The sequence below is a fragment of the Streptomyces sp. JL2001 genome, assembly GCF_050917515.1.
GTDB lineage: Bacteria > Actinomycetota > Actinomycetes > Streptomycetales > Streptomycetaceae > Streptomyces.
In genome coordinates this window covers 2,222,300-2,243,148 of record NZ_CP169421.1, presented here as the reverse complement: position 1 = coordinate 2,243,148, position 20,849 = coordinate 2,222,300, and the positions used below count along the sequence as shown (strand labels likewise).

Annotated in this window: 20 protein-coding genes; 10 read left to right on the top strand and 10 right to left on the bottom strand. The window is 72.1% G+C overall.

From position 1 onward, the window contains the following. Nucleotides 1-69: 69 nt before the first annotated feature. A complete protein-coding gene (locus ACE1OA_RS09675) occupies nt 70-840 on the bottom strand; it encodes an aquaporin (protein WP_432752645.1) in 771 nt (256 codons plus the stop codon). Nucleotides 841-873: 33 nt separating this feature from the next. After that, nucleotides 874-1,182, bottom strand: coding sequence for an ArsR/SmtB family transcription factor (locus ACE1OA_RS09670; RefSeq protein WP_356604475.1), 309 nt, complete (start codon nt 1,180-1,182; stop codon nt 874-876). Between the two features lie 109 nt (nt 1,183-1,291). Here ACE1OA_RS09670 and ACE1OA_RS09665 point away from each other — a divergent pair, with 109 nt between their 5' ends. After that, the gene (locus ACE1OA_RS09665) at nt 1,292-1,708 is read left to right on the top strand and encodes an arsenate reductase ArsC (RefSeq protein WP_356604473.1); all 417 of its coding nucleotides are present in this window, start codon (nt 1,292-1,294) and stop codon (nt 1,706-1,708) included. Between the two features lie 179 nt (nt 1,709-1,887). On the opposite strand, the gene ACE1OA_RS09660 is transcribed toward ACE1OA_RS09665, so the two are convergent. Then, entirely contained in the window at nt 1,888-2,739 is an 852-nt protein-coding gene (locus ACE1OA_RS09660; protein ID WP_386541927.1) for an aldo/keto reductase, read from the bottom strand. Nucleotides 2,740-2,918: 179 nt separating this feature from the next. Continuing rightward, nucleotides 2,919-3,896 carry an aldo/keto reductase gene (locus tag ACE1OA_RS09655; RefSeq protein ID WP_432752644.1) on the bottom strand — a complete coding sequence of 326 codons (978 nt, stop codon included), beginning with the start codon at nt 3,894-3,896 and terminating at the stop codon, nt 2,919-2,921. Between the two features lie 418 nt (nt 3,897-4,314). Here ACE1OA_RS09655 and ACE1OA_RS09650 point away from each other — a divergent pair, with 418 nt between their 5' ends. The 5 genes from ACE1OA_RS09650 to ACE1OA_RS09630 all read left to right on the top strand — a co-directional run bounded on the left by ACE1OA_RS09650 (nt 4,315) and on the right by ACE1OA_RS09630 (nt 10,150). Next, nucleotides 4,315-4,851, top strand: a complete 537-nt coding sequence (locus ACE1OA_RS09650) for a hypothetical protein (RefSeq protein WP_356604467.1) — start codon at nt 4,315-4,317, stop codon at nt 4,849-4,851. 183 nt (nt 4,852-5,034) lie between these two features. After that, entirely contained in the window at nt 5,035-6,141 is a 1,107-nt protein-coding gene (gene rlmN, locus ACE1OA_RS09645; protein WP_147979919.1) for a 23S rRNA (adenine(2503)-C(2))-methyltransferase RlmN, read from the top strand. 243 nt (nt 6,142-6,384) lie between these two features. Continuing rightward, complete coding sequence (locus tag ACE1OA_RS09640; RefSeq protein WP_356604607.1) at nt 6,385-7,452, top strand: thiamine ABC transporter substrate-binding protein; 1,068 nt, start codon at nt 6,385-6,387, stop codon at nt 7,450-7,452. A 53-nt stretch (nt 7,453-7,505) separates the two neighbouring features. Further along, nucleotides 7,506-9,119, top strand: coding sequence for an ABC transporter permease (locus ACE1OA_RS09635; protein WP_356604464.1), 1,614 nt, complete (start codon nt 7,506-7,508; stop codon nt 9,117-9,119). Then, entirely contained in the window at nt 9,119-10,150 is a 1,032-nt protein-coding gene (locus ACE1OA_RS09630; RefSeq protein ID WP_386541935.1) for an ABC transporter ATP-binding protein, read from the top strand. Before ACE1OA_RS09635 ends, ACE1OA_RS09630 begins: the two co-directional genes overlap by 1 nt. Nucleotides 10,151-10,203: 53 nt before the next feature. On the opposite strand, the gene ACE1OA_RS09625 is transcribed toward ACE1OA_RS09630, so the two are convergent. The 5 genes from ACE1OA_RS09625 to ACE1OA_RS09605 form a co-directional block, all read right to left on the bottom strand. After that, the gene (locus ACE1OA_RS09625) at nt 10,204-11,151 is read right to left on the bottom strand and encodes a hypothetical protein (protein WP_386541937.1); all 948 of its coding nucleotides are present in this window, start codon (nt 11,149-11,151) and stop codon (nt 10,204-10,206) included. A 194-nt stretch (nt 11,152-11,345) separates the two neighbouring features. Continuing rightward, nucleotides 11,346-12,488 (bottom strand): hypothetical protein, encoded by a 1,143-nt coding sequence (locus tag ACE1OA_RS09620; protein WP_356604458.1) that lies wholly within the window; start codon nt 12,486-12,488, stop codon nt 11,346-11,348. Further along, on the bottom strand, nt 12,470-13,204 hold the full coding sequence (locus tag ACE1OA_RS09615; RefSeq protein WP_356604456.1) for an ABC transporter ATP-binding protein: 735 nt from the start codon (nt 13,202-13,204) through the stop codon (nt 12,470-12,472). The genes ACE1OA_RS09620 and ACE1OA_RS09615 overlap by 19 nt, the downstream gene beginning before the upstream one ends. Nucleotides 13,205-13,441: 237 nt before the next feature. Beyond that, on the bottom strand, nt 13,442-14,830 hold the full coding sequence (locus ACE1OA_RS09610; RefSeq protein WP_432752643.1) for an aspartate aminotransferase family protein: 1,389 nt from the start codon (nt 14,828-14,830) through the stop codon (nt 13,442-13,444). Next, entirely contained in the window at nt 14,815-15,306 is a 492-nt protein-coding gene (locus ACE1OA_RS09605) for an Lrp/AsnC family transcriptional regulator (RefSeq protein ID WP_356604452.1), read from the bottom strand. The genes ACE1OA_RS09610 and ACE1OA_RS09605 overlap by 16 nt, the downstream gene beginning before the upstream one ends. Before the next feature lie 193 nt (nt 15,307-15,499). On the opposite strand from ACE1OA_RS09605, the gene ACE1OA_RS09600 reads away from it, so the two are divergent. The 4 genes from ACE1OA_RS09600 to ACE1OA_RS09585 all read left to right on the top strand — a co-directional run bounded on the left by ACE1OA_RS09600 (nt 15,500) and on the right by ACE1OA_RS09585 (nt 19,527). Further along, a complete protein-coding gene (locus tag ACE1OA_RS09600; protein WP_356604450.1) occupies nt 15,500-16,936 on the top strand; it encodes a gamma-aminobutyraldehyde dehydrogenase in 1,437 nt (478 codons plus the stop codon). 246 nt (nt 16,937-17,182) lie between these two features. Then, nucleotides 17,183-18,346 (top strand): ABC transporter substrate-binding protein, encoded by a 1,164-nt coding sequence (locus ACE1OA_RS09595; protein ID WP_432752642.1) that lies wholly within the window; start codon nt 17,183-17,185, stop codon nt 18,344-18,346. Then, nucleotides 18,343-18,873: an HXXEE domain-containing protein gene (locus ACE1OA_RS09590; RefSeq protein ID WP_356604446.1), complete on the top strand. Its 531-nt coding sequence runs from the start codon at nt 18,343-18,345 to the stop codon at nt 18,871-18,873. The genes ACE1OA_RS09595 and ACE1OA_RS09590 overlap by 4 nt, the downstream gene beginning before the upstream one ends. 105 nt (nt 18,874-18,978) lie before the next feature. Then, on the top strand, nt 18,979-19,527 hold the full coding sequence (locus ACE1OA_RS09585; RefSeq protein ID WP_386541943.1) for a hypothetical protein: 549 nt from the start codon (nt 18,979-18,981) through the stop codon (nt 19,525-19,527). A gap of 61 nt (nt 19,528-19,588) precedes the next feature. Here ACE1OA_RS09585 and ACE1OA_RS09580 read toward each other — a convergent pair whose 3' ends face one another. Then, entirely contained in the window at nt 19,589-20,764 is a 1,176-nt protein-coding gene (locus tag ACE1OA_RS09580; protein WP_432752641.1) for a serine hydrolase domain-containing protein, read from the bottom strand. Between the last annotated feature and the right edge of the window lie 85 nt (nt 20,765-20,849).

The window sequence follows — 20,849 nt, the reverse complement described above, 5'->3', positions numbered from 1 at the left end:
CTTGCGCAAGGTGACCGGTGGCGAGCCCCGCCCGGCCGCCGCCGATCTCCCTCACCTCCGCGGCGTGCGTCAGTCGGCGTCCGCGGTGCCACGCACGAAGACGACCGCGACCAGGGCCAGGCCCACGACGGCGCCGATCAGCTGCGCGCCGATGAACGCGGGGACGGAGACGGGGGCGATGCCGGCGAAGGTGTCGGTGAAGGCCCGGCCGATCGTCACCGCGGGGTTCGCGAAGGACGTGGACGACGTGAACCAATAGGCGGCGCCGATGTACGAGGCGACCGCGACGGGTGCGAAGCGGAGCCGGTCGGTACGGGCCAGGCCGAAGATCAGCAGGATCAGGCCGGCCGTCGCCACGACCTCGCCGAGCAGCAGGTTCCCTGCCGAGCGGTCGTGCGTGGACCACTTCACGAGCGGTTCGCCGAACATCGCGTCCGCCAGTACGGCGCCCGCGATCGCGCCGGCGACCTGGGCGGGGACGTAGACGGCGAGCTCGCGCGCGTCGACCCCGGCGCCGCCGCGGCGGGCGGTCCACCACTCGGCCAGGGTGACGGCCGGATTGAAGTGGGCGCCGGAGACCGGCCCGAGCAGGGCGATCAGGACGCCGAGGCCGAAGACGGTGGCGGTGGAGTTGGCGAGCAACTGCAGCGCGACATCGTCGGTGAGCCGGGTGGCCTGGATGCCGGAACCGACGACGATCGCCACCAGGGCTGCGGTGCCGACGAGCTCGGCGGTGGCACGGGCGGCGAGGGGCGCGCGGGGCGGGGTGGCGCCCGGCGCCGGCTGCGGCGGCGCGCCGGAGGCTATGGCGTCGCTCGCGGCGGGCTCGGTGGCGGTCACGGGCGGGGTCTCCTCGGCAGGCGGGGCGAGAGGCTACGGGCAGGCTCTCTTGGTGTCGGCGTGGGTGCGCGCGGTCTCGGCGAGGGCGGCGAACCGTCCGGCCAGGGCTTCGATGACGTCCGGCCTGAGCCGGTAGTAGGTGAACCGGCCGCAGGGCTCCGTCTCGACGACCCCGGCCTCGCGCAGCACCTTCAGGTGGTTGGAGAGATTGGTCTGCTTGGCGCCGGTCTCCTCCACGAGGTGGGTGGTGCACAGTGTCTCGCGGGCGAGCAGGGTCACGATCTGGAGGCGCAGGGGGTCACCCAGCACCCGGATCAGATCAGTATCGACTGACGTCAGCATGGGCTGATACTGTCACATCACTTCGGGCTGATGCCAGCCCTGGCTGATCTCTCTGCCTACTCGACCGGCGCTTCCCGCCGCGACCGCGCCGTCCCCCGAGGATGAACCGATGACTGCTCCGCTCGCCTCCGTGCTCTTCGTCTGCGTCCACAACGCAGGCCGCTCCCAGATGGCCGCCGGATTCCTGGACCACCTCGCCGGGGACCGGATCGAGGTCCGCTCCGCCGGCTCGATCCCGGGCGACCGGGTCAACCCGGCCGCCGTCGAGGCCATGGCCGAGGTGGGCGTCGACATCTCCGACCGGAAGCCGAAGGTCCTCACCACCGAGGCGGTCCAGGCGTCCGACTACGTCATCACCATGGGCTGCGGCGACGCCTGCCCGGTCTTCCCCGGCAAGAAGTACCTCGACTGGGCCCTGGAAGACCCGGCCGGCCAGGGCGTCGACGCCGTCCGCCCCATCCGCGACGAGATCAGGACCCTCATCGAGGGCCTCATCGACGAGATCGACGCGAAGCGGAAGGCGTGACCGCCCGCTTCCGCCCCGCCACGTCCCTGCCCGGGGCGCGATCGGCTTGACCGACTTCTTCGCCTCGGACCGCCAGTCCGTCGGCGAAGGCGGCGCCGCGGCAGGAGGCCGCGTCGTCGCGTGCTGTGGTGCCCAGGCCGCTCATCGCACCCGCCGCCGGCCCCCGGGGCGGACGCGGGTCAGGCGCCCAGGCGGCGCCCGGCGAACCCGGCGACGATCTCGGGGTCGCGGTGGTCGAAGAACAGGGAGCTGCCGGTGTCGAGTTCGGAGATCCGGGCCATCTGCTCGTCGGTGAGCCGGAAGTCGAACACGTCGATGTTCTCGGCCATGCGCTCGGCCCGTACCGACTTGGGGATGGCCACGACGCCGCGCTGGGTCAGCCAGCGCAGCACGACCTGCGCGACCGACTTGCCGTACGACGTGCCGATCTCGGCCAGGAGCGGGTTGGTGAACAGGTCGTTCCTGCCCTCGGCGAAGCCGCCCCAGGACTGGATCTGCACCCCGTGCCCGCGCATCAGGTCCTGGTAGTCGGCGCGCTGGAAGAAAGGGTGCGTCTCGATCTGGTTGACCTGCGGAGTGATCTCGTTGTTGACGATCAGGTCGACCAGCCGGTCGGGGTAGAAGTTGGCGACACCGATCGCCCGGGCCGCCCCCTCGCGGAGCAGCGCCTCCATGGCGCGCCACTGGCCGTAGACGTCGCCGAAGGGCTGGTGCATCAGGTACAGGTCGAGGTGGTCCAGTCCCAGCTTGTTCAGGGACGTCTCGAACGCGCGCTTGGCGTTGTCCTCGGCGGGGCCGTCCTGGATCCACAGCTTGGTGGTGACGAACAGCTCCTCGCGGGCGATGCCGCTGGACGTGATGGCGCGGCCTACGGCCTCCTCGTTGCCGTAGGCGGCGGCGGTGTCCAGCAGGCGGTAGCCCGCGGCCAGCGCCTCGGAGACGGCGCGCTCGGTGTCCTCGGCGGGGATCTGGTAGACGCCGAAGCCGAGGAGCGGCATCTCGACGCCGTTGTTGAGAATCACGGTCTGCATGAGCGGAATGTCCTTCGCTGCGCGGATGGAGGGGGAGGTCAGGGGCGGCTGGACGATCTTCGGCTCGGGCCGGTCCTCGACGCGAACGGCGCCAGCTCCGTACATCACTGCTGCACGCATGAGGGGGCTGCTCCGAACGGGGGTCGAAGCACGGGGGTCGAACCGGGGGGTGCGGGTGATCAGCGTTCGAGCATCCGTGCCTGGGCCTCGGTGTGGGTGTCGCCGGCGGCGGGCGGCAGGCTGCTGAGCCTGTGCAACTGCTCGCCGGTCAGCGTGACCGCGTCGGCGCCGGTGTTCTCCTCGACCCGGCTGACCCGCTTGGTGCCGGGGATCGGGGCGATGTCGTCGCCCTGCGCGAGCAGCCAGGCCAGCGCCACCTGCGCGGGCGTGGCGCCGGCCTCGTCGGCCAGAGCCTCGACCTCGTCGGCGAGCACGAGGTTGCGCCGGAAGTTCTCGCCGGTGAAGCGCGGGTTGCCGCGGCGGAAATCACCCTCGTCGAACTGATCGGTGGAACGGACGGTGCCCGTCAGGAAGCCGCGCCCCAGCGGGGAGAACGGCACGAGGCCGATGTTCAGCTCCCGCAGGACGGGCAGGACACGCTCTTCGACACCACGGGTCCACAGCGAGTACTCCGACTGCACCGCGGTGACCGGCTGGACGGCATGGGCGCGGCGGATCGTGTCCGGACCCGCCTCGGAGAGGCCGAAGGCGCGCACCTTGCCCTCGTCGATCAGCTCCCTGACGGCGCCGGCGGTCTCCTCGATCGGCGTGTCCGGGTCCACGCGATGCTGGTAGTACAGGTCCAGGTGGTCGGTGCCCAGCCGCTTCAGGGAGCCCTCGACCGCCGTCCGGATGTTGGCCGGGCTGGAGTCCAGGGTCCACGCGCCCGCCCCGGCGTGGGAGACGAGGCCGAACTTGGTCGCCAGCACCACCTTCTCCCGGCGCCCTTTCAGGGCCCGGCCCAGCAGCTCCTCGTTGGTGTAGGGCCCGTAGATCTCGGCGGTGTCGACGAGGGTGACTCCCAGTTCCACCGCCCGGTGTACGGCCCTGATCGACTCCGCCTCATCGGTACCGGAGCCGGTGTAGCCGTGGGACATGCCCATCGCGCCCAGGCCGATCCGGGAAACCTCCAGGTCACGCAGCTTGATGTACCGCATCTCGCCCTCTCCGGTTCGTGGTGCCGCGGGCCCCTTTCGTCACTCTCGCCCAGTCGGTCAGGCGTTGCCTGTCGTGGCCCGGACGGTACGAGGGTGGGGACGGCGTCTTGCTCGTTCACCCTCGCCCGGATTCCTCCGGTGTGGCAGGGCGGGCTCTTCAGGAGGTAAGGGCAGGGCCCTCTCTCTCGGCGGAACGTTCCGCGTCCGCCGCCGTCCCGCCAGGAGTCACGGATCAGCAGCCGTGAGCCACCACCGCACGCGACCTCCGGACCGTCCGGCGGCGGACCGCCCCTGGGCGGGCGCCGTCACTCGACCGGTCCGGTCCGGCGCGACACGTGTCCGGTCGGCTGGACAGGCTGGGATTCCGTCCGCGGGACGTGCGTGGAGACGCGGTCCCGCCTCACCGATGGGAGCACCCATGCGCGGTCATCTCACGCGCGCCGCCACGAAAGCCAGCCTCGTTCTCGCCACGCTGGGCCTGGTCACCACGGCAGCCACGGCCACCGCCGCGGCCCGGCCCGCACCGATCACCGACCGGGAGACCGTCGTGCTGCCCCTGAGCGGCACGTTCAGAGCCTTCTCCTCGGAGCCGATCGACATCACCGGCAGCATCCGGATCCGGGTCGTGACCGAGACCGACTCGGGCGGCGGCGGCACCGCCCGTGTGACTAGCACCCTGCTGAACACCACCGGCACCGGCGAGGTCAGCGGCGACAGCTACCGCTTCGTCGGCAGCGACACCGACGAAGTCGCCTGGCCACCCGACCCGATCACCCCGCTGACCTTCAACCCCACCTTCTTCAAGATCGTCCCGCCGCACCCCATCGTCCCGCCCAACCCGATCGTCCCGCCGCACCCCATCCAACCCGTCATCGTCGACGTGACGCTCGCACCCGACGGCGCCATCGACGGCATCAGCGCCCGGGTCGACCCGGGCACGATCGACAACCCCTGAAACGAACGAGCCGAAGCGCACACGCCGGCGGCCCGGGATCCCGAGCGCAGCGGGAGCCGGGCCGTCGGCGTGCGGAAGCCGGGTGTGCGGGCGCGCCCGGTTCCTTCCCGCGGGAGTCGGGAAGGGGCGGTGCGCCCCGAAGGAGAAGGGCCACATGCCCGCGTCTGCGACACTGGTAGCACCATGCCCAAGCCCGGAGAACTCACTTTCGTCGCCCCGCGCGGAGCCAAGAAGCCGCCGCGGCACCTCGCCGACCTCACGCCCGCCGAGCGCAAGGAAGCCGTCGCCGCGATCGGTGAGAAGCCGTTTCGCGCCAAGCAGCTGTCCACGCACTACTTCGCGCGGTACGCCCACGACCCCGCCGAGTGGACCGACATCCCCGCGGCCTCCCGCGAGAAGCTGCAGGGGGAGCTGCTGCCCGACCTGATGTCCGTGGTCCGGCACATCTCGTGCGACGACGACACCACCCGCAAGACGCTGTGGCGGCTGCACGACGGCACCCTCGTCGAGTCCGTGCTCATGCGCTACCCGGACCGGGTCACCATGTGCATCTCGTCGCAGGCCGGCTGCGGGATGAACTGCCCGTTCTGCGCGACCGGACAGGCCGGCCTCGACCGGAACCTGTCGACCGCCGAGATCGTGCACCAGATCGTCGACGGCATGCGCGCGCTGCGTGACGGCGAGGTGCCCGGCGGGCCCGCGCGGCTGTCCAACATCGTCTTCATGGGCATGGGCGAGCCGCTCGCGAACTACAAGCGCGTCGTCGGCTCCATCCGCCGCCTCACCGACCCCGAGCCGGACGGCCTCGGGCTCTCGCAGCGCGGCATCACCGTCTCCACCGTCGGCCTCGTGCCCGCGATGCTGCGGTTCGCCGACGAGGGCTTCAAGTGCCGTCTCGCCGTCTCGCTGCACGCCCCTGACGACGAACTGCGCGACACCCTGGTGCCGGTCAACACCCGCTGGAAGGTCCGCGAGGTCCTTGACGCAGCCTGGGAGTACGCGGAGAAGTCCGGCCGCCGGATCTCCATCGAGTACGCCCTCATCCGGGACATCAACGACCAGGCCTGGCGGGGTGACCTGCTCGGCCGGCTCCTCAAGGGCAAGCGGGTGCACGTCAACCTCATCCCGCTGAACCCGACGCCCGGATCCAAGTGGACCGCGTCCCGCCCCGAGGACGAGAAGGCGTTCGTGGAGGCCATCGCGTCCCACGGCGTCCCCGTCACCGTCCGTGACACCCGCGGCCAGGAGATCGACGGCGCCTGTGGACAGCTTGCGGCGGCGGAGCGCTGACCTTGTAGCCTGAGCTCGAACACATATGCATATTCCGACAGGGGAGCGCCACAGCGCTGAGAGTGCGGCACCGTCAGGCCGCAGACCCTCTGAACCTCGCCCAGGTCATTCTGGGTAGGAAGTTCGGTCGTTACTCGAGCTGTTGCGCCCTGCCCGCGCGGCCATGGACCCCCATGGCCGGGCGGGTGGGGCCGCGTCTCTTCCTGGTCACACCCAGGAGGAAATCCAGTGAGCACCAAGAAGATGGCCGCCGCGGCGCTCGTCGCCGCGCTCGGCGTCACCACCCTCGCCGCCTGCGGCGGGTCCGACGGCGAGGACACCGGGAGCGCCGCGCCCAAGACGGTGAAGCTCGTCAGCCACGACTCGTTCAACGCCTCCAAGGAGGTCCTGGCGGAGTTCACCCGCCAGACCGGCCTCAAGGTCGAGGTCGTCAAGAGCGGCGACGCCGGCGAGGCCGTCAACAAGGAGATCCTCACCAAGGGCAGCCCGCAGGGCGACGTCTTCTTCGGCGTCGACAACACCCTGCTGTCCCGCGCCCTCGACAACGGCATCTTCGTCCCCTACGAGGCGAAGGGCCTGGACCGGGTCCCGGCCGCGCTCCGCCTCGACAAGGAGAACCGGGTCACCCCGATCGACTCCGGCGACATCTGCGTCAACTACGACAAGAAGTACTTCGCCGACAAGAAGCTCGCGCCCCCGCAGACCTTCGACGACCTGGCGAAGCCCGCCTACAAGGACCTGCTCGTCGTCGAGAACCCCGAGCGGTCCTCCCCGGGCCTCGGCTTCCTGCTCGGCACCGCCGCCCAGTACGGCGACCAGGGCTGGCAGGACTACTGGACCAGGCTCAAGGCCAACGGCGTCAAGACCGTCGACAGCTGGGAGCTCGCGTACAACCAGGAGTTCTCCGGCTCCGCGGGCGGCCGGAAGGCCAAGGGAGACCGGCCGCTGGTCGTCTCCTACGCCTCCAGCCCGCCCGTCGAGGTGCTCTACTCCGAGCCGCAGCCGGAGACCGCCCCCACCGGCGTCTCCACCGGCACCTGCTTCCGGCAGACCGAGTTCGCCGGCCTGCTCGACGGGGCCAGGAACCCCGAGGGCGGCAAGCTGCTGATCGACTTCCTGATCTCCAAGAAGTTCCAGGACGACATGCCGCTGCAGATGTTCGTGAACCCGGTCGCCGAGGACGCCACCCTGCCCGAGCTCTTCACGAAGCACGGCGTGGTCGTCGACAAGCCGCAGACCATGGCCCCCGAGAAGATCGCGGAGAACCGTGACGAGTGGATCAAGTCGTGGTCCTCGCTCGTTCTGAAGTAGACCGCCGAGCCCGGCGACGGGACGTCCGCGGGAGCGCGGCGCGGCTCGGCCTCATGGCCGTGCCCGTCGCGTTCTTCGGGCTGTTCTTCGCCTGGCCCGTCGCCTCCATCGTCGAGCGCGGTCTCGGCGGCGACGGCGGCCCGCGGCTCGACCGGTTCGCCCAGACCCTGGGCCGGCCGGAGATCCTCGACGTGCTGTGGTTCACGCTCTGGCAGGCACTCGCCTCCACCGCGCTGACCCTGCTGATCGCGCTGCCCGGCGCGTACGTCTTCGCGCGCTTCGAATTCCCCGGCAAGGGGGTTCTGCGCGCCGTCGTCACCGTCCCCTTCGTGCTGCCCACCGTCATGGTCGGCACGGCCTTCCTGGCGCTCGTCGGCCGCCGCGGGCTCCTCGACGAGCTGTGGGGGATCCGCCTGGACACCGGCGTCTGGGCGATCCTCCTGGCCCACGTCTTCTTCAACTACGCCGTCGTCGTCCGGACCGTCGGCGGGCTGTGGGCCCAACTCGACCCGCGCCAGGAGGAGGCCGCCCGGGTCCTCGGCGCCTCCCGCTGGACCGCCTGGCGGAAGGTGACCCTGCCGGCCCTCGTCCCGGCGGTCGGCGCCGCCGCCCTCATGGTGTTCCTCTTCACCGCCGGGTCCTTCGCCGTCGTCCAGATCCTCGGCGGACCGACGTACTCCACCCTGGAGACGGAGATCTACCGGCAGACGGTCGACCGGTTCGACCTCGGCACGGCCGCCGTGCTCACGATCGTCCAGTTCGTCGCCGTCGGCGCGATCCTCGCCGTGCACGCCCGGACGGTCCGGCGACGGGAGACCGCGCTGCGGCTCGTCGCCCCCGAGCGGACCGCGCGACGCCCTCGGGGCCTCGGCCAGTGGACGCTGTTCGGGGCCGTTCTGCTCTCGATCGCCCTGCTGCTCGTCCTCCCGCTCGCGGTCCTCGTCGAACGGTCCTTCGACACCCCGGAGGGGTACGGGTTCGGCTACTACCGGGCCCTGCAGGAGGTCGACGCCTCCGGCACCTTCCTCGTCCCGCTGACGGACACCCTGGCGAACTCCCTCCAGTACGCCGTCGTCGCCACCGCCATCGCCGTCGTCATCGGCGGACTGGCCGCGGCGGCGCTGACCCGGCGGGCCGGCCGCCTCGTCCGCGGCTTCGACGCGCTGCTCATGCTGCCGCTCGGGGTCTCCGCCGTCACCGTCGGCTTCGGCTTCCTGATCACCCTCGACGAGCCGCCGTTCGACCTGCGGGCCAGCTGGATCCTCGTCCCGCTCGCCCAGGCGCTCGTCGGCGTCCCCTTCGTCGTCCGCACGATGCTGCCCGTGCTGCGCGCGGTGGACGACCGGCTCCGCGAGGCGGCGGCCGTCCTCGGCGCCTCGCCGCTGCGCGCCTGGCGCGAGGTGGACCTGCCGCTGGTGCGCCGCGCCCTGCTCATCGCGGCCGGCTTCGCGTTCGCCGTCTCCCTCGGCGAGTTCGGCGCGACCGTCTTCATCGCCCGCCCCGACCGCCCCACGCTGCCGGTCGCGGTGGCGCGGCTTCTCGGCCGGCCCGGTGAGCTCAACTACGGCCAGGCCATGGCCCTCTCGACGATTCTGATGGTGGTGTGCGCGGTGTCCCTGCTCCTGCTCGAACGGCTGCGCACCGACCGCACCTCCGGGGAGTTCTGATGCTGACCCTCACGGACGCGACCGTACGGTTCGGCGACCGCGCGGTGCTCGACGCGGTGGAACTGGAGGTCGCCGAGCACGAGACCGTGTGCGTGCTCGGGCCGAGCGGCAGCGGGAAGTCCACCCTGCTGCGGGCCGTCGCAGGGCTGCAGGCGCTGGACGCCGGCCGGGTCCTGCTCGGCGGCACCGACCAGGCCGGGGTGCCGGTGCACCGGCGGGGCGTCGGCCTGATGTTCCAGGACCATCAGCTCTTCCCCCAGCGTGACGTCGCCGGCAACGTCGCCTTCGGCCTGCGGATGCACGGCGTCGGCCGGGCCGAACAGCAAGCCCGGGTCGCCGAGTTGCTCGACCTCGTGGGCCTTCCCGGAGCGGGGCGGCGGGCCGTCGCCTCGCTCTCCGGCGGCGAGCAGCAGCGGGTCGCGCTGGCCCGCGCCCTCGCGCCGCGGCCGCGGCTGCTGATGCTCGACGAGCCCCTCGGCCAGCTCGACCGCGGGCTGCGGGAACGGCTGGTCACCGAACTGCGCGACCTCTTCGGCCGGTTGGGTACGACGGTGCTGGCCGTCACCCACGACCAGGGCGAGGCGTTCGCCCTCGCCGACCGCGTCGTGGTGATGTGCGACGGCCGGATCGCCCAGTCCGGCACGCCGCTCGACGTCTGGCAGCGGCCGGCCTCCGAGTTCGTGGCGCGCTTCCTCGGCTTCGACAACGTCGTGGCGGCGACCGTGGACGCCGGCTCCGCCGACACGGTGTGGGGCCGGATCCCGGTCCCGGACGGGTCGCCGCGCGGTGCGGCCCGGCTCCTGGTACGTCCGGGCGGCGTGCGGCTCGGCGCCCCCGCGGACGGCCTGACCTGCAGGGTCGAGGCCCGGACCTTCCGCGGCAGCCGCGTGGCGGTACGGCTCCGCCCGGATGACGGGCCCGCGCTGGAGGCGGAGTGCGCCCTGCACGACGCGCCGGAGGCCGGAGCCCGGGTCGGCGTGACCTTCGCGCCGGCCGAGGTCGTGCTCCTGGCGGACGTCACCACCGGCTGACCGCGCGCCCGGACAACCAGCGGGCGCGGGGGCCCACGGGGGTGGGGCCGCGCTCACGGAGTCGCGGCGGGCTCCCGGGCGGCGGGCGCGGCGCCGTCGCCGCGGCGGGCGTCCCGCACGGGAGCGCCGGCCGTCGGCTCGTCCTCCGGCGCCCCGAACCAGGCCACCGCCACCGCGCCGGCCACCGCCAGGACGAACCCGGCCACGGCGAGCCAGGCGAACCCGGGGCGCGAGGCGTCGCCCAGCCACCAGACGCCGATCATGCCGGGGAGCACGGTCTCGCCGACCACCAGCGCCGCCGTCGCCCCGTTCACCGAACCGATCTGCAACGCGACCGTGTGCAGGTACATGCCGCCGGCGCCGGCCACCAGGATCGCGTACAGCGCCGGATCGGCGAGCAGTGCGGCCGGGTCGAAGGGGTCGACGCCGTTCAGCACCCGGACCCCGACACCGAGCGCGCCGAAGCCGAGGCCCGAGAGGAGACCCGCCAGGACCGCCGCGCGGGCGCCGAGCCGCCGGACGAGGACGGTGCCGCCCGCCATCAGCAGGACGGAGACCGCGAGCAGCCACCCGTGCGTGGCGAGGGACGTGTGCCCGCTGCCCTCGGGGCCCGCGGCGCTCGCCAGCAGCACCAGGGCGGAGCAGACCACCCCGATCGAGGTCCATTCCGCGCGGGTGAGGCGGATCCCGAGGAGCCGGATGCTCAGGACCGCCGTGATCACCAGATTGGCGCTGATCACGGTCTGCGAGAGGAACAGCGGCAGCATCCGGGCGGCCAGGGCCCCGAGCCCGAAGCCGACGAAGTCCAGGATCGTGCCGACGATGAACTCCCAGGTCATCGCCGCCTTCGCGGTCGAGGACAGGCTGGGGCCGCCGTGCCGGCTGAGCTGTCCGGCCGCCGCCTCGCGGCGGGCGGACCTGCGGGATCCGACCGCCTGCAGGACCGAACCCGTGCCGTAGCAGAGCGAGGCGGCGACCGCGGTGAGCAGTCCTGTGAGCACTGGGGGCTCCGTTCCCGTCGTACGGCATCCCCGCCGTGTGCTGTTCCTGTGTCGTCCCCGGGACAGACGGGATACGGGCCGCCGAAGTTGCCTCCGCCGCCGGACAGGACGGCCGGAGCCCGGTGGTCCGGCGCGTCGGCCCCCGGGCGCCGCCGTCGGGGAGCGGGCGCCGGGATCCGGGATCGCGCGGCCGGTCAGCCGCCCAGCGGGACGGCCGCGAGCTCTCCGACCAGCCAGGTCAGGGGCAGGAAGACCGCCAGCAGGGCGCCCGCCCGCAGCAGCGCGGCCGTGCGCAGCACCGTGGGCGGGGCGCCCAGGCGCAGCAGCGCCTCGGTGGTGTGGGCGCGGCACTGCTTCGATTCGAGGGTCGCCGTCAGCAGCGTCGCCGTCGTGCAGGACATCACCAGGGCCGCTCCCAGGCCGGTCAGCGGGCCGAAGTCGCCCGTCCCGGACCCGTACAGGGTGACCGCGGCCACCGCCCCGGACGCCACCGCGCACACCACGCCCAGGGGGCGTCCGATGCGGCGGGACTCGTCCATCAGGACGCGGCCGGCCAGCAGCCGGACCGCGCCGGGCCGCACCGCCTGCAGCAGGCGGCCGCACCAGTGGGTCAGACCGGGGCCGGCCATCGCGAGACCCACGGCGGTGAGGACCCAGCCGGCGAGGACGCCTCCAGGGCTGGCCTCGAAGCGGCCCGGCAGCGGGAAGTCGCCGTTCCCGCCGCCCTGGCCGGCGTACGTCTCCACGGCCAGGCCCACGGCCAGCAGCGCGACGCCCCATGGCAGCCCCGACGGGGTCGTCCGCTCCGCGCCCTCGGGCGCGGCGGGCTTCCGCGGCCGCAGGGCGAGCCCCGCGGCCGTCGAGGCGACCACCGGCAGGATCGCGAGCAGGGTGAGCGCGGCGGCCAGCGGGAGGGGCTGGTCGGCGGCGAGCAGCTCGGCCGCGGCGCCGTCGAAGGGCAGGCCGGTGATGTCGCCGCGCAGGTGCAGGTAGAACAGCAGGGCGAGCATCGAGCCCAGCGTGCAGGAGACCGCCGTCGACGCGGCGGCGAGTGCCGTCAGCCGGGCCGGGCCGAGCCCGATCGCCGAGAGCCCCGGCCGCGGCCGGGTGCTGGGATCCGTACGGGCCACGGCCACCGCGAAGTGCGTGGTCGCGGCCAGCGGGATCACGCACCACAGCAGTCGCAGCACGGACGAGGCCGACCGGTCCGGATGGCCCACGGCGTACCCCAGCGTGCACAGCAGAAGGAAGCCGACCCCTGCCGCCGCGGCGGCTACCAGGAGCCGCCGCAGCAGGACGAGGGGATGGGTGCCGCGGACTAGACGGAGAGCGAGCACGCGGCGACGCCCTCCGCCCCGTTCGTCGGCGGCAGGGAGCCGGCACTCACGCGGCGCCCGTCCAGCAGGCCGACCGCGCGGTCGGCGAGGGTGGCCACCTCGGCGTCGTGGGTGGCGAGCAGCACCGTGATGCCGTGCGAGCGGGCCGCGGCCGTCAGGGTGCGCAGCACCTGCGCGCCGTCGGCGCTGTGCAGGGAGGCGGTGGGTTCGTCGGCGAAGAGCACCGTCGGGGTGGTGACCAGGGCGCGTGCGATCGCGATCCGCTGCCGCTGCGACTGGTTGAGGGCGTGCGGGCGCCGGCGCGCGCACATGCCGATGTCGAGCCGCTCCAGCCATTCGACGGCGGCGACCTTGGCGCTCCGGTGCGACACCCCGCGCAGCAGGAGCGGCAGGGCGGCGTTCTCCCAGGTGGTCAGCTCCGGCACGAGTCCCGGCTCGGGGTCGATCCAGCCGAACCGGTCCCTGCGGAGCCGCTCGCGCTGGGGCCCGGTCATGGTGTGCACGGGGCTGCTGTTGAACCAGACCTCGCCCTGCTGGGCGACGGCCTGGCCGGACAGGCAGTGCATCAGCGCGGTCTTGCCGCTGCCGCGCGGGCCGACCAGGGCGAGGATCTCGCCTTCGCGGACCCCGAGGGAGACCCCGCTCAGCGCGGTCGATCCCCCCAGGGAGTAGTGCAGGGAACGCGCCCAGAGCACGTCGTTGTCCGGTGGGGCCATCGCGTACACCTCGAAGTCGGATCGAGTCGGATCGGAGGAGTGGCGGATCTGGTGTGTGGTCCCCCGTGCTTCCCCCGTCCGGGGGAACGAAGAGACGGTCCTGTCGGTCACTGGGCACCGTAAGGATTCGGATCCGCCGGTACGGACGGCACGCGGCCCGGGCACCCCGTCATCCACTCGGATGGCGGCATGCCCGGGCCGTTCACGCCGTGAGGGCGGCGTGGGTCGCGAGGCGCCTTACAGCTTCGTCCAGGCCTCCGTGAGGGTCTCGCGGAGGATCCGCTCGATCTCGTCGAACGTGGACTGGTCGGAGATCAGCGGCGGGGCCAGCTGGATGACCGGGTCGCCACGGTCGTCGGCGCGGCAGTACAGGCCGTTCTCGAAGAGCGCCTTCGACAGGAAGCCGTACAGGACGCGCTCGGTCTCCTCGTCGTTGAAGGACTCCTTGGTGACCTTGTCCTTGACGAGTTCGATGCCGTAGAAGAAGCCGTTGCCGCGGACGTCGCCGACGATCGGCAGGTCGTGCAGCTTCTGCAGGGTCGACAGGAAGTTGCCCTCGTTGTCGAGCACGTGCTGGTTCAGCTTCTCCTTCTCGAACAGGTCGAGGTTGGCGAGGCCGACGGCCGCGGAGACCGGGTGGCCGCCGAAGGTGTAGCCGTGCAGGAAGGTGTTGTCGCCCTTGTAGAACGGCTCCGCGAGGCGGTCGGAGACGATGCACGCGCCGATCGGGGAGTAGCCCGAGGTCAGGCCCTTCGCGCAGGTGATCATGTCCGGCACGTAGCCGAACTTGTCGCAGGCGAAGGTGGTGCCGAGGCGGCCGAAGGCGCAGATGACCTCGTCGGAGACGAGCAGCACGTCGTACCGGTCGCAGATCTCACGGACCCGCTGGAAGTACCCGGGCGGCGGCGGGAAGCAGCCGCCGGCGTTCTGCACCGGCTCCAGGAAGACGGCGGCGACGGTGTCGGGGCCCTCGAAGAGGATCTCCTGCTCGATCTGGTCGGCGGCCCACCGGCCGAAGGCCTCGGGGTCGTCGCCGAAGAGCGGGGCGCGGTAGATGTTCGTGTTCGGCACCTTGTGCGCGCCGGGAACCAGCGGCTCGAAGGGGGCCTTCAGGCCGGGCAGGCCGGTGATCGACAGGGCGCCCTGCGGGGTGCCGTGGTACGCGACCGCGCGGGAGATGACCTTGTACTTGGTGGGCTTGCCGACCAGCTTGAAGTACTGCTTGGCCAGCTTCCAGGCCGTCTCGACGGCCTCTCCGCCACCGGTGGTGAAGAAGACCTTGTTGAGGTCGCCCGGGGCCTCGTGGGCGAGGCGCTCGGCCAGTTCGACGGCCTTGGGGTGGGCGTACGACCACACCGGGAAGAAGGCGAGCTCCTTGGCCTGGCGGGCGGCGGTCTCCGCGAGCTCCGTGCGGCCGTGGCCGGCCTGGACCACGAACAGGCCGGCGAGGCCGTCGAGGTACTTCCTGCCCTTGTCGTCGTAGATGTAGGTGCCCTCACCGCGGACGATGGTGGGGACGGGGTTGTTCTCGTACGACGACATGCGGGTGAAGTGCATCCACAGGTGGTCGTAGGCGGACTTGGAGAGATCGCTGCGGGAGTTGCTCACGGCTATCGGGTTCCCCACATATAGGTCTGCTTCTTGAGCTTGAGGTAGACGAAGCTCTCGGTGGAGCGCACGCCGGGGAGGGTGCGGATGCGCTTGTTGATCACATCCAGCAGGTGGTCGTCGTCCTCGCAGACGACCTCCACCATCAGGTCGAAGGAGCCCGCGGTCATCACCACGTACTCGCACTCGGCCATGGCCGTCAGCGCGTCCGCCACCGGGTCCAGGTCGCCCTCGACGTTGACGCCCACCATCGCCTGCCGCCGGAACCCCACGGTGAGAGGGTCGGTGACGGCGACGATCTGCATGACGCCCTGGTCGAGCAGTTTCTGGACGCGCTGGCGCACGGCGGCTTCGGACAGGCCGACGGCCTTGCCTATCGCCGCGTAGGGACGGCGACCGTCCTCCTGTAGCTGCTCGATGATCGCCAGGGAGACCGCATCGATCGTCGGGGACGAGCCGGATCCGGTCCTGGAGTTAGCGCTTTGACTGGCCACGAGCTCACTCTGCACCGGGACTCGTCTGTCTGGCAAGCCCGGATCGATGAAATTCGTTGTTTCGGCTCCATCATCTCACCGAATCCGAAGTTGGGGGCTGTCGGGCCTGTCGAAAGCGTCCGCCGAGCGACTACTGTGGGGGTGTCTCACCCATCGGGACAGAATGAACTCTGAACGACAGGAGGGGTGGCAAGTGACCACCGAGCTGCGCCGGCTGCGTAACTACATCAACGGGGAGTTCCGGGACGCCGCCGACGGGCGGACCATCGATGTGGTCAACCCGGCCACGGGCGAGGTCTACGCCACGTCTCCGCTCTCCGGCCAGAGCGACGTCGACGCCGCCATGGACGCCGCCGCCGCGGCGTTCCCGGCCTGGCGCGACACGACGCCCGCCGAACGCCAGAAGGTCCTCCTCAAGATCGCGGACGCGTTCGAGGAGCGCGCCGAGGACCTGATCGCCGCCGAGGTCGAGAACACCGGCAAGCCGGTCGCCCTCACCGCGAGCGAGGAGATCCCGCCCATGGTGGACCAGATCCGCTTCTTCGCGGGTGCCGCCCGTCTGCTCGAGGGCCGCTCGGCCGGCGAGTACATGGAGGGCATGACCTCGATCGTCCGCCGCGAGCCGGTGGGTGTCTGCGCCCAGGTCGCGCCGTGGAACTACCCGATGATGATGGCCGTGTGGAAGTTCGCCCCGGCGCTCGCCGCGGGCAACACGGTCGTCCTCAAGCCCTCGGACACCACCCCCGCCTCGACAGTCCTGATCGCCGAGATCATCGGGCAGATCGTCCCCAAGGGCGTCTTCAACGTCATCTGCGGCGACCGCGAGACCGGCAAGGCGATGGTCGAGCACCCGACCCCGGCCATGGCCTCCATCACCGGCTCGGTACGCGCCGGCATGCAGGTCGCCGAGTCGGCGGCCAAGGACGTCAAGCGCGTCCACCTGGAGCTCGGCGGCAAGGCCCCCGTCGTCGTGTTCGAGGACACCGACATCGACAAGGCCGTCGAGGACATCTCGGTGGCGGGCTTCTTCAACGCCGGCCAGGACTGTACGGCCGCCACCCGCGTGCTCGTCCACGAGTCCATCCACGACGAGTTCGTGGCCCGGCTCGCGAAGGCCGCCACCGACACGAAGACCGGCCTGCCGGACGACGAGGACGTGCTCTACGGCCCGCTGAACAACGCCAACCAGCTCGCGCAGGTCAGCGGCTTCATCGAGCGCCTCCCGGCCCACGCCAAGGTCGAGTCGGGCGGCCACCGCGTCGGCGACAAGGGCTACTTCTACGCCCCGACCGTCGTCTCCGGCCTGAAGCAGGACGACGAGATCGTCCAGAACGAGGTCTTCGGCCCGGTCATCACGGTGCAGTCCTTCCGTGACGAGCAGCAGGCCCTGGAGTTCGCCAACGGCGTGGAGTTCGCCCTCGCCTCCTCGGTCTGGACGAAGGACCACGCCCGCGCGATGCGCATGTCGAAGTCCCTCGACTTCGGCTGCGTCTGGATCAACACCCACATCCCGCTGGTCGCGGAGATGCCGCACGGCGGCTACAAGAAGTCCGGCTACGGCAAGGACCTCTCGGCGTACGGCTTCGAGGACTACACGCGCATCAAGCACGTGATGACGTCCCTGGGCTGAACCCCCTGAACACGGACGGGCGGTCGGGTTCCTCCCCGGCCGCCCGTCCGCGCGTCGGGACTGACCGTGCCGCGCGGTGCGTCGGCCATGGCGCTCAATCCAGGTCCTGTCGCCCGGACAGGACCGAGTCGCCCCGGTGATCGACAAGGTGTCGGGGCGGGGGCCGTGGGGGAGACGGAGCGTCCATTGCCCCGGCGCGGGGCGCGGGGGGAGGCTGCTCGGGTGAGAGCGACAGCGAGGAACACCATGTCCCGCCGGACCCTGCTGCGCGGACTCGGGGGCGCCGCGGGCCTGATGGCGACGGCCGGCTGCGGGGTGCCCGCCGCCTACGTGGAGCCCGGCCGCCGGTCCGGGCGCGACCTGTCCGCGCGCGACCGGGTCCTCGACTTCGCCAACTGGCCCCTCTACATCGACACCGACGACGACGACACGTCCAAGCGCCCCACGCTCGACGCCTTCGCCGAGCGGACCGGGATCTCCGTCCGGTACACCGAGGAGATCAACGACAACGACGAGTTCTTCGGCAAGGTGAGCCCCGCGCTGATGAACCACCAGGAGACCGGCCGGGACCTGATCGTCGTCAGCGACTGGATGGCCGCGCGCTTCGTGCGGCTCGGCTGGGTGCAGGAGATGGACCGCTCCCGGCAGCCGAACATCACCCGGCACCTCGATCCGCAGCTGCGCGGCCCCGCCTTCGACGAGGGCCGGCTGCACAGCGTGCCCTGGCAGTCCGGGATCACCGGCATCGCCTACAACCGCCGGAAGCTGGGCCGGGAGATCCGCTCGACCAAGGACCTCTGGGCCGGCGACCTGCGCGGCCGGGTCACCCTGCTGTCCGGGCTCGACGAGTCCTTCGCCCTGCTGATGCAGGGCAACGGCGTGGACGTGACCCGCTGGACCGGCGACGACTTCCACGCGCTGTGCGAACAGGTCGAGGGGCTCGTACGGCGCAAGCACATCCGCCGCTTCACCGGGAACGACTACATCAAGGACCTCTCCACCGGCGACGTCCTGGCCTGCCAGGCCTACTCCGGGGACGTCATCCAGCTCCAGGCCGACAACCCCGACATCGAGTTCGTCGTCCCCGAGGAGGGGGCCGAGCTGTGGGCCGAGTCGCTGATGATCCCCAACCTCGCCTCGCACAAGGCCAACGCCGAGGCCCTGGTCGACTACTACTACGAGCCCGAGGTGGCCGCCGAACTGGCCGCCTGGGTCAACTACGTGTGCCCGGTGCCCGCCGCCCGTGACGTCCTCGCCGACTCCGGCGACGAGGAGCTGGCCGCTCTCGCCGAGGACCCGCTGATCTTCCCGGACGACGCGATGCGCCGGCGGCTCGCCATCGCCCGGGACATCACCTCCGAGGAGCGCGCCGGGTTCGTCAGGAGGTGGAACTCGATCGTCGGGCTGTGAGTTCCTCCCTCGTGAACTCGACTGTGACGTATGGCCTGTTCGTCGCCTGGGCGCTGCACGACGCCGAGGAGCTCGCCCGCGGGCCGCGCTGGGTCCGGGAGCGGCTTCCGGAGCTGCGCGAGCGGTTCCCCGAGGTGCCGGAGGCGGTCTGGAAGGCCATGGAGGGCGTGGACGAGCGGGAGTTCGCGGCCGCCGTCGCCGTGATGGGCGCCGTGGTCGCCGCCGCGGCCGTCGCGGGAGCGCGCTCGCAGGGGCGGTCCGCCTTCTACCAGGCCGCGTTGAACGGCTTCGGGCTGCACGGGCTCGTCCACCTCGCCCAGGCCGCCGTGGTCCGCGGCTACACGCCCGGCTCGGTGACCTCGCCGCTGCTCGTCGTCCCCTTCACGCTCTGGGCCCGCGGGCGGCTGAAGCGGGCGGGGGTCCTGCGGCCGGCCCGGGCGAGGGACGCCGTGACGGGACTCGCGGTGGCCGCGGGCGCCACCGTCGCCGCGCACGCGGTGGCGCGGCGGGTGACCCGGCGCGGGTGAACGGCGGGGGGGCGTAGGCCGGGCGGTCGCGGGGGCGGCCGGCGGCCGGGAACCCAGGGGCGACCCGATTTTTGAACACGTTCATGAGGGGCGTAGGGTGCTGCCATGAGCGACACGAACGGGCCGAGAGCCCTCCTCAAGCGCATCCGCGTCTGGCTGGTCGTCTTCATCGTCTGCCTGGTGCTCAGCGGCCTCACCGCCTTCCCGCTGGTCACCGAACTCCACCTCGCCGAGAGCGCGCTGACCTCCTGGGCGAGCCCCGCCGCCGACCTCTTCCCCGGGCTGCTCGACTGGATCCGGCGGGTGCGCGTCGGCCTCGACACCGCCGACGCGGACCACCCCTTCGTGCTGTACGGAACCGACTGGCTGGCCTTCGCCCACCTCGTCATCGCGGTCGCGTTCTACGGGCCCTACCGCGACCCGGTCCGCAACATCTGGGTCGTCGAGTTCGGCATGATCGCCTGCGCCGGCATCATCCCGCTCGCGCTGATCTGCGGACCGATCCGGGACATCCCGTTCTGGTGGTCGGTCATCGACATGTCGTTCGGTGTCGTCGGCGTGGTCCCGCTGCTGGTCGTGCGGCGGATGATCAAGCGGCTGGAGGGCCTGACGGCCGCCCCGCCGGCGACGCGGCCGGCGGCCGCGGTCTGCTGAGCCGCTGACGGAGGCGGCGGCGCCGGCCACCGGCCCGCCGCCGTACCGGGACCGCCGGCGGTCAGGCGGAGGGCGGGCCGAAGGCCGCCACCATGAGGTTCAGCGCGACCCTGTTCATGTCCTGGCCCTTGGCGTCGGTGGAGTTCACGCTGTACACGAGGGTGCGCGAACCGTCCCGGGTCGAGGCGACCGCTGCGTTGTAGCCCCACCGGCCGCCCGTCTTGCCCCACACCTCCCTGCCGCCCAGCTTCTTCATCGACAGCCCCACCGAGTAGGCCGCCGGGGCGCCGGTCCGCACGTCCGCGACCTTCGGCAGCGTGAACATCTCCTCCAGCAGCGGGCCGCGCACCACGTCGCCCCGGAACAGGGCCCGCGTGAAGCGCTCCAGATCGGCCGTGGTGGAGACGATGTCCCCGGCCGCCCAGCCGTCCGTCGTCCCCCACACCGTCACGTCCCGCAGGCCCGTCGTCCCGTCGGCCGACCGCATCGCCTGGTAGCCGTGGTTGTGACGGCCCGCGATGTGCGGGTCGGTCCCCGGGAAGTACGTGCCCCGCAGGCCCAGCGGCCGGAGGACGCGGACGCCGACCTGGTGCTCGTAGGAGTCGCCCGTCACGCGCTCGATCAGCAGGCCCGCGATCGTGTAGCCGATGTTGAGGTAGTGCTGCTTCGTCCCGGGCGCGAACTCCGGCTCCTTCGCCGTCGCCGAACGCACCGTGTCCCGGGGGTCGTGGACGTCGAAGCGGTGCGCGTACCACTCCTCGACGGTCTCGCCCGGGAAGTCCGGGGCCGGGATGCCGTGCGTGTGGTCGAGCAGCTGGCGGACGGTGACCGCGCCGTAGCGGGCGGGGACCAGGTCGGGCAGGTACGAGCGGGCCGTCCGGTCGAGGTCCAGCCGCCCCTCGGCGGCCAGCTGCAGGGCGACCGCCGCCGTGAAGACCTTCGTCACCGAACCGGCCCGGAAGCGGGCGCCGGGGTCGGCCGGGCGGCCCGTCCGCAGGTCGTGCACGCCCGAACTGCCCCGCCAGACGCCTTCGGTGCCGCCGACCCGGACCAGTGCCGCCGTCGCGTCGGCCGTCGGCAGCCCGGCGATCGCCGCCTCCAGGGCCGGGCCAAGCGGCGGGGCGGACACCGCGAGGGCGGTGTCCGGGCCGGCGGCCACCGCCGGGACGACCGCCGGACCCGCGGCGACCCCGAGGACCAGGGCGGCGGCGAGCAGGGTGCGGGTGGTGCGCTTCATGGTCAACTCCGTGGGTGCGAGCCGTTGTTCTCGATGGCTCCATCCTGCTGACCTGGGCCGTCGCGCGGATCGCCCGCACCGGCGG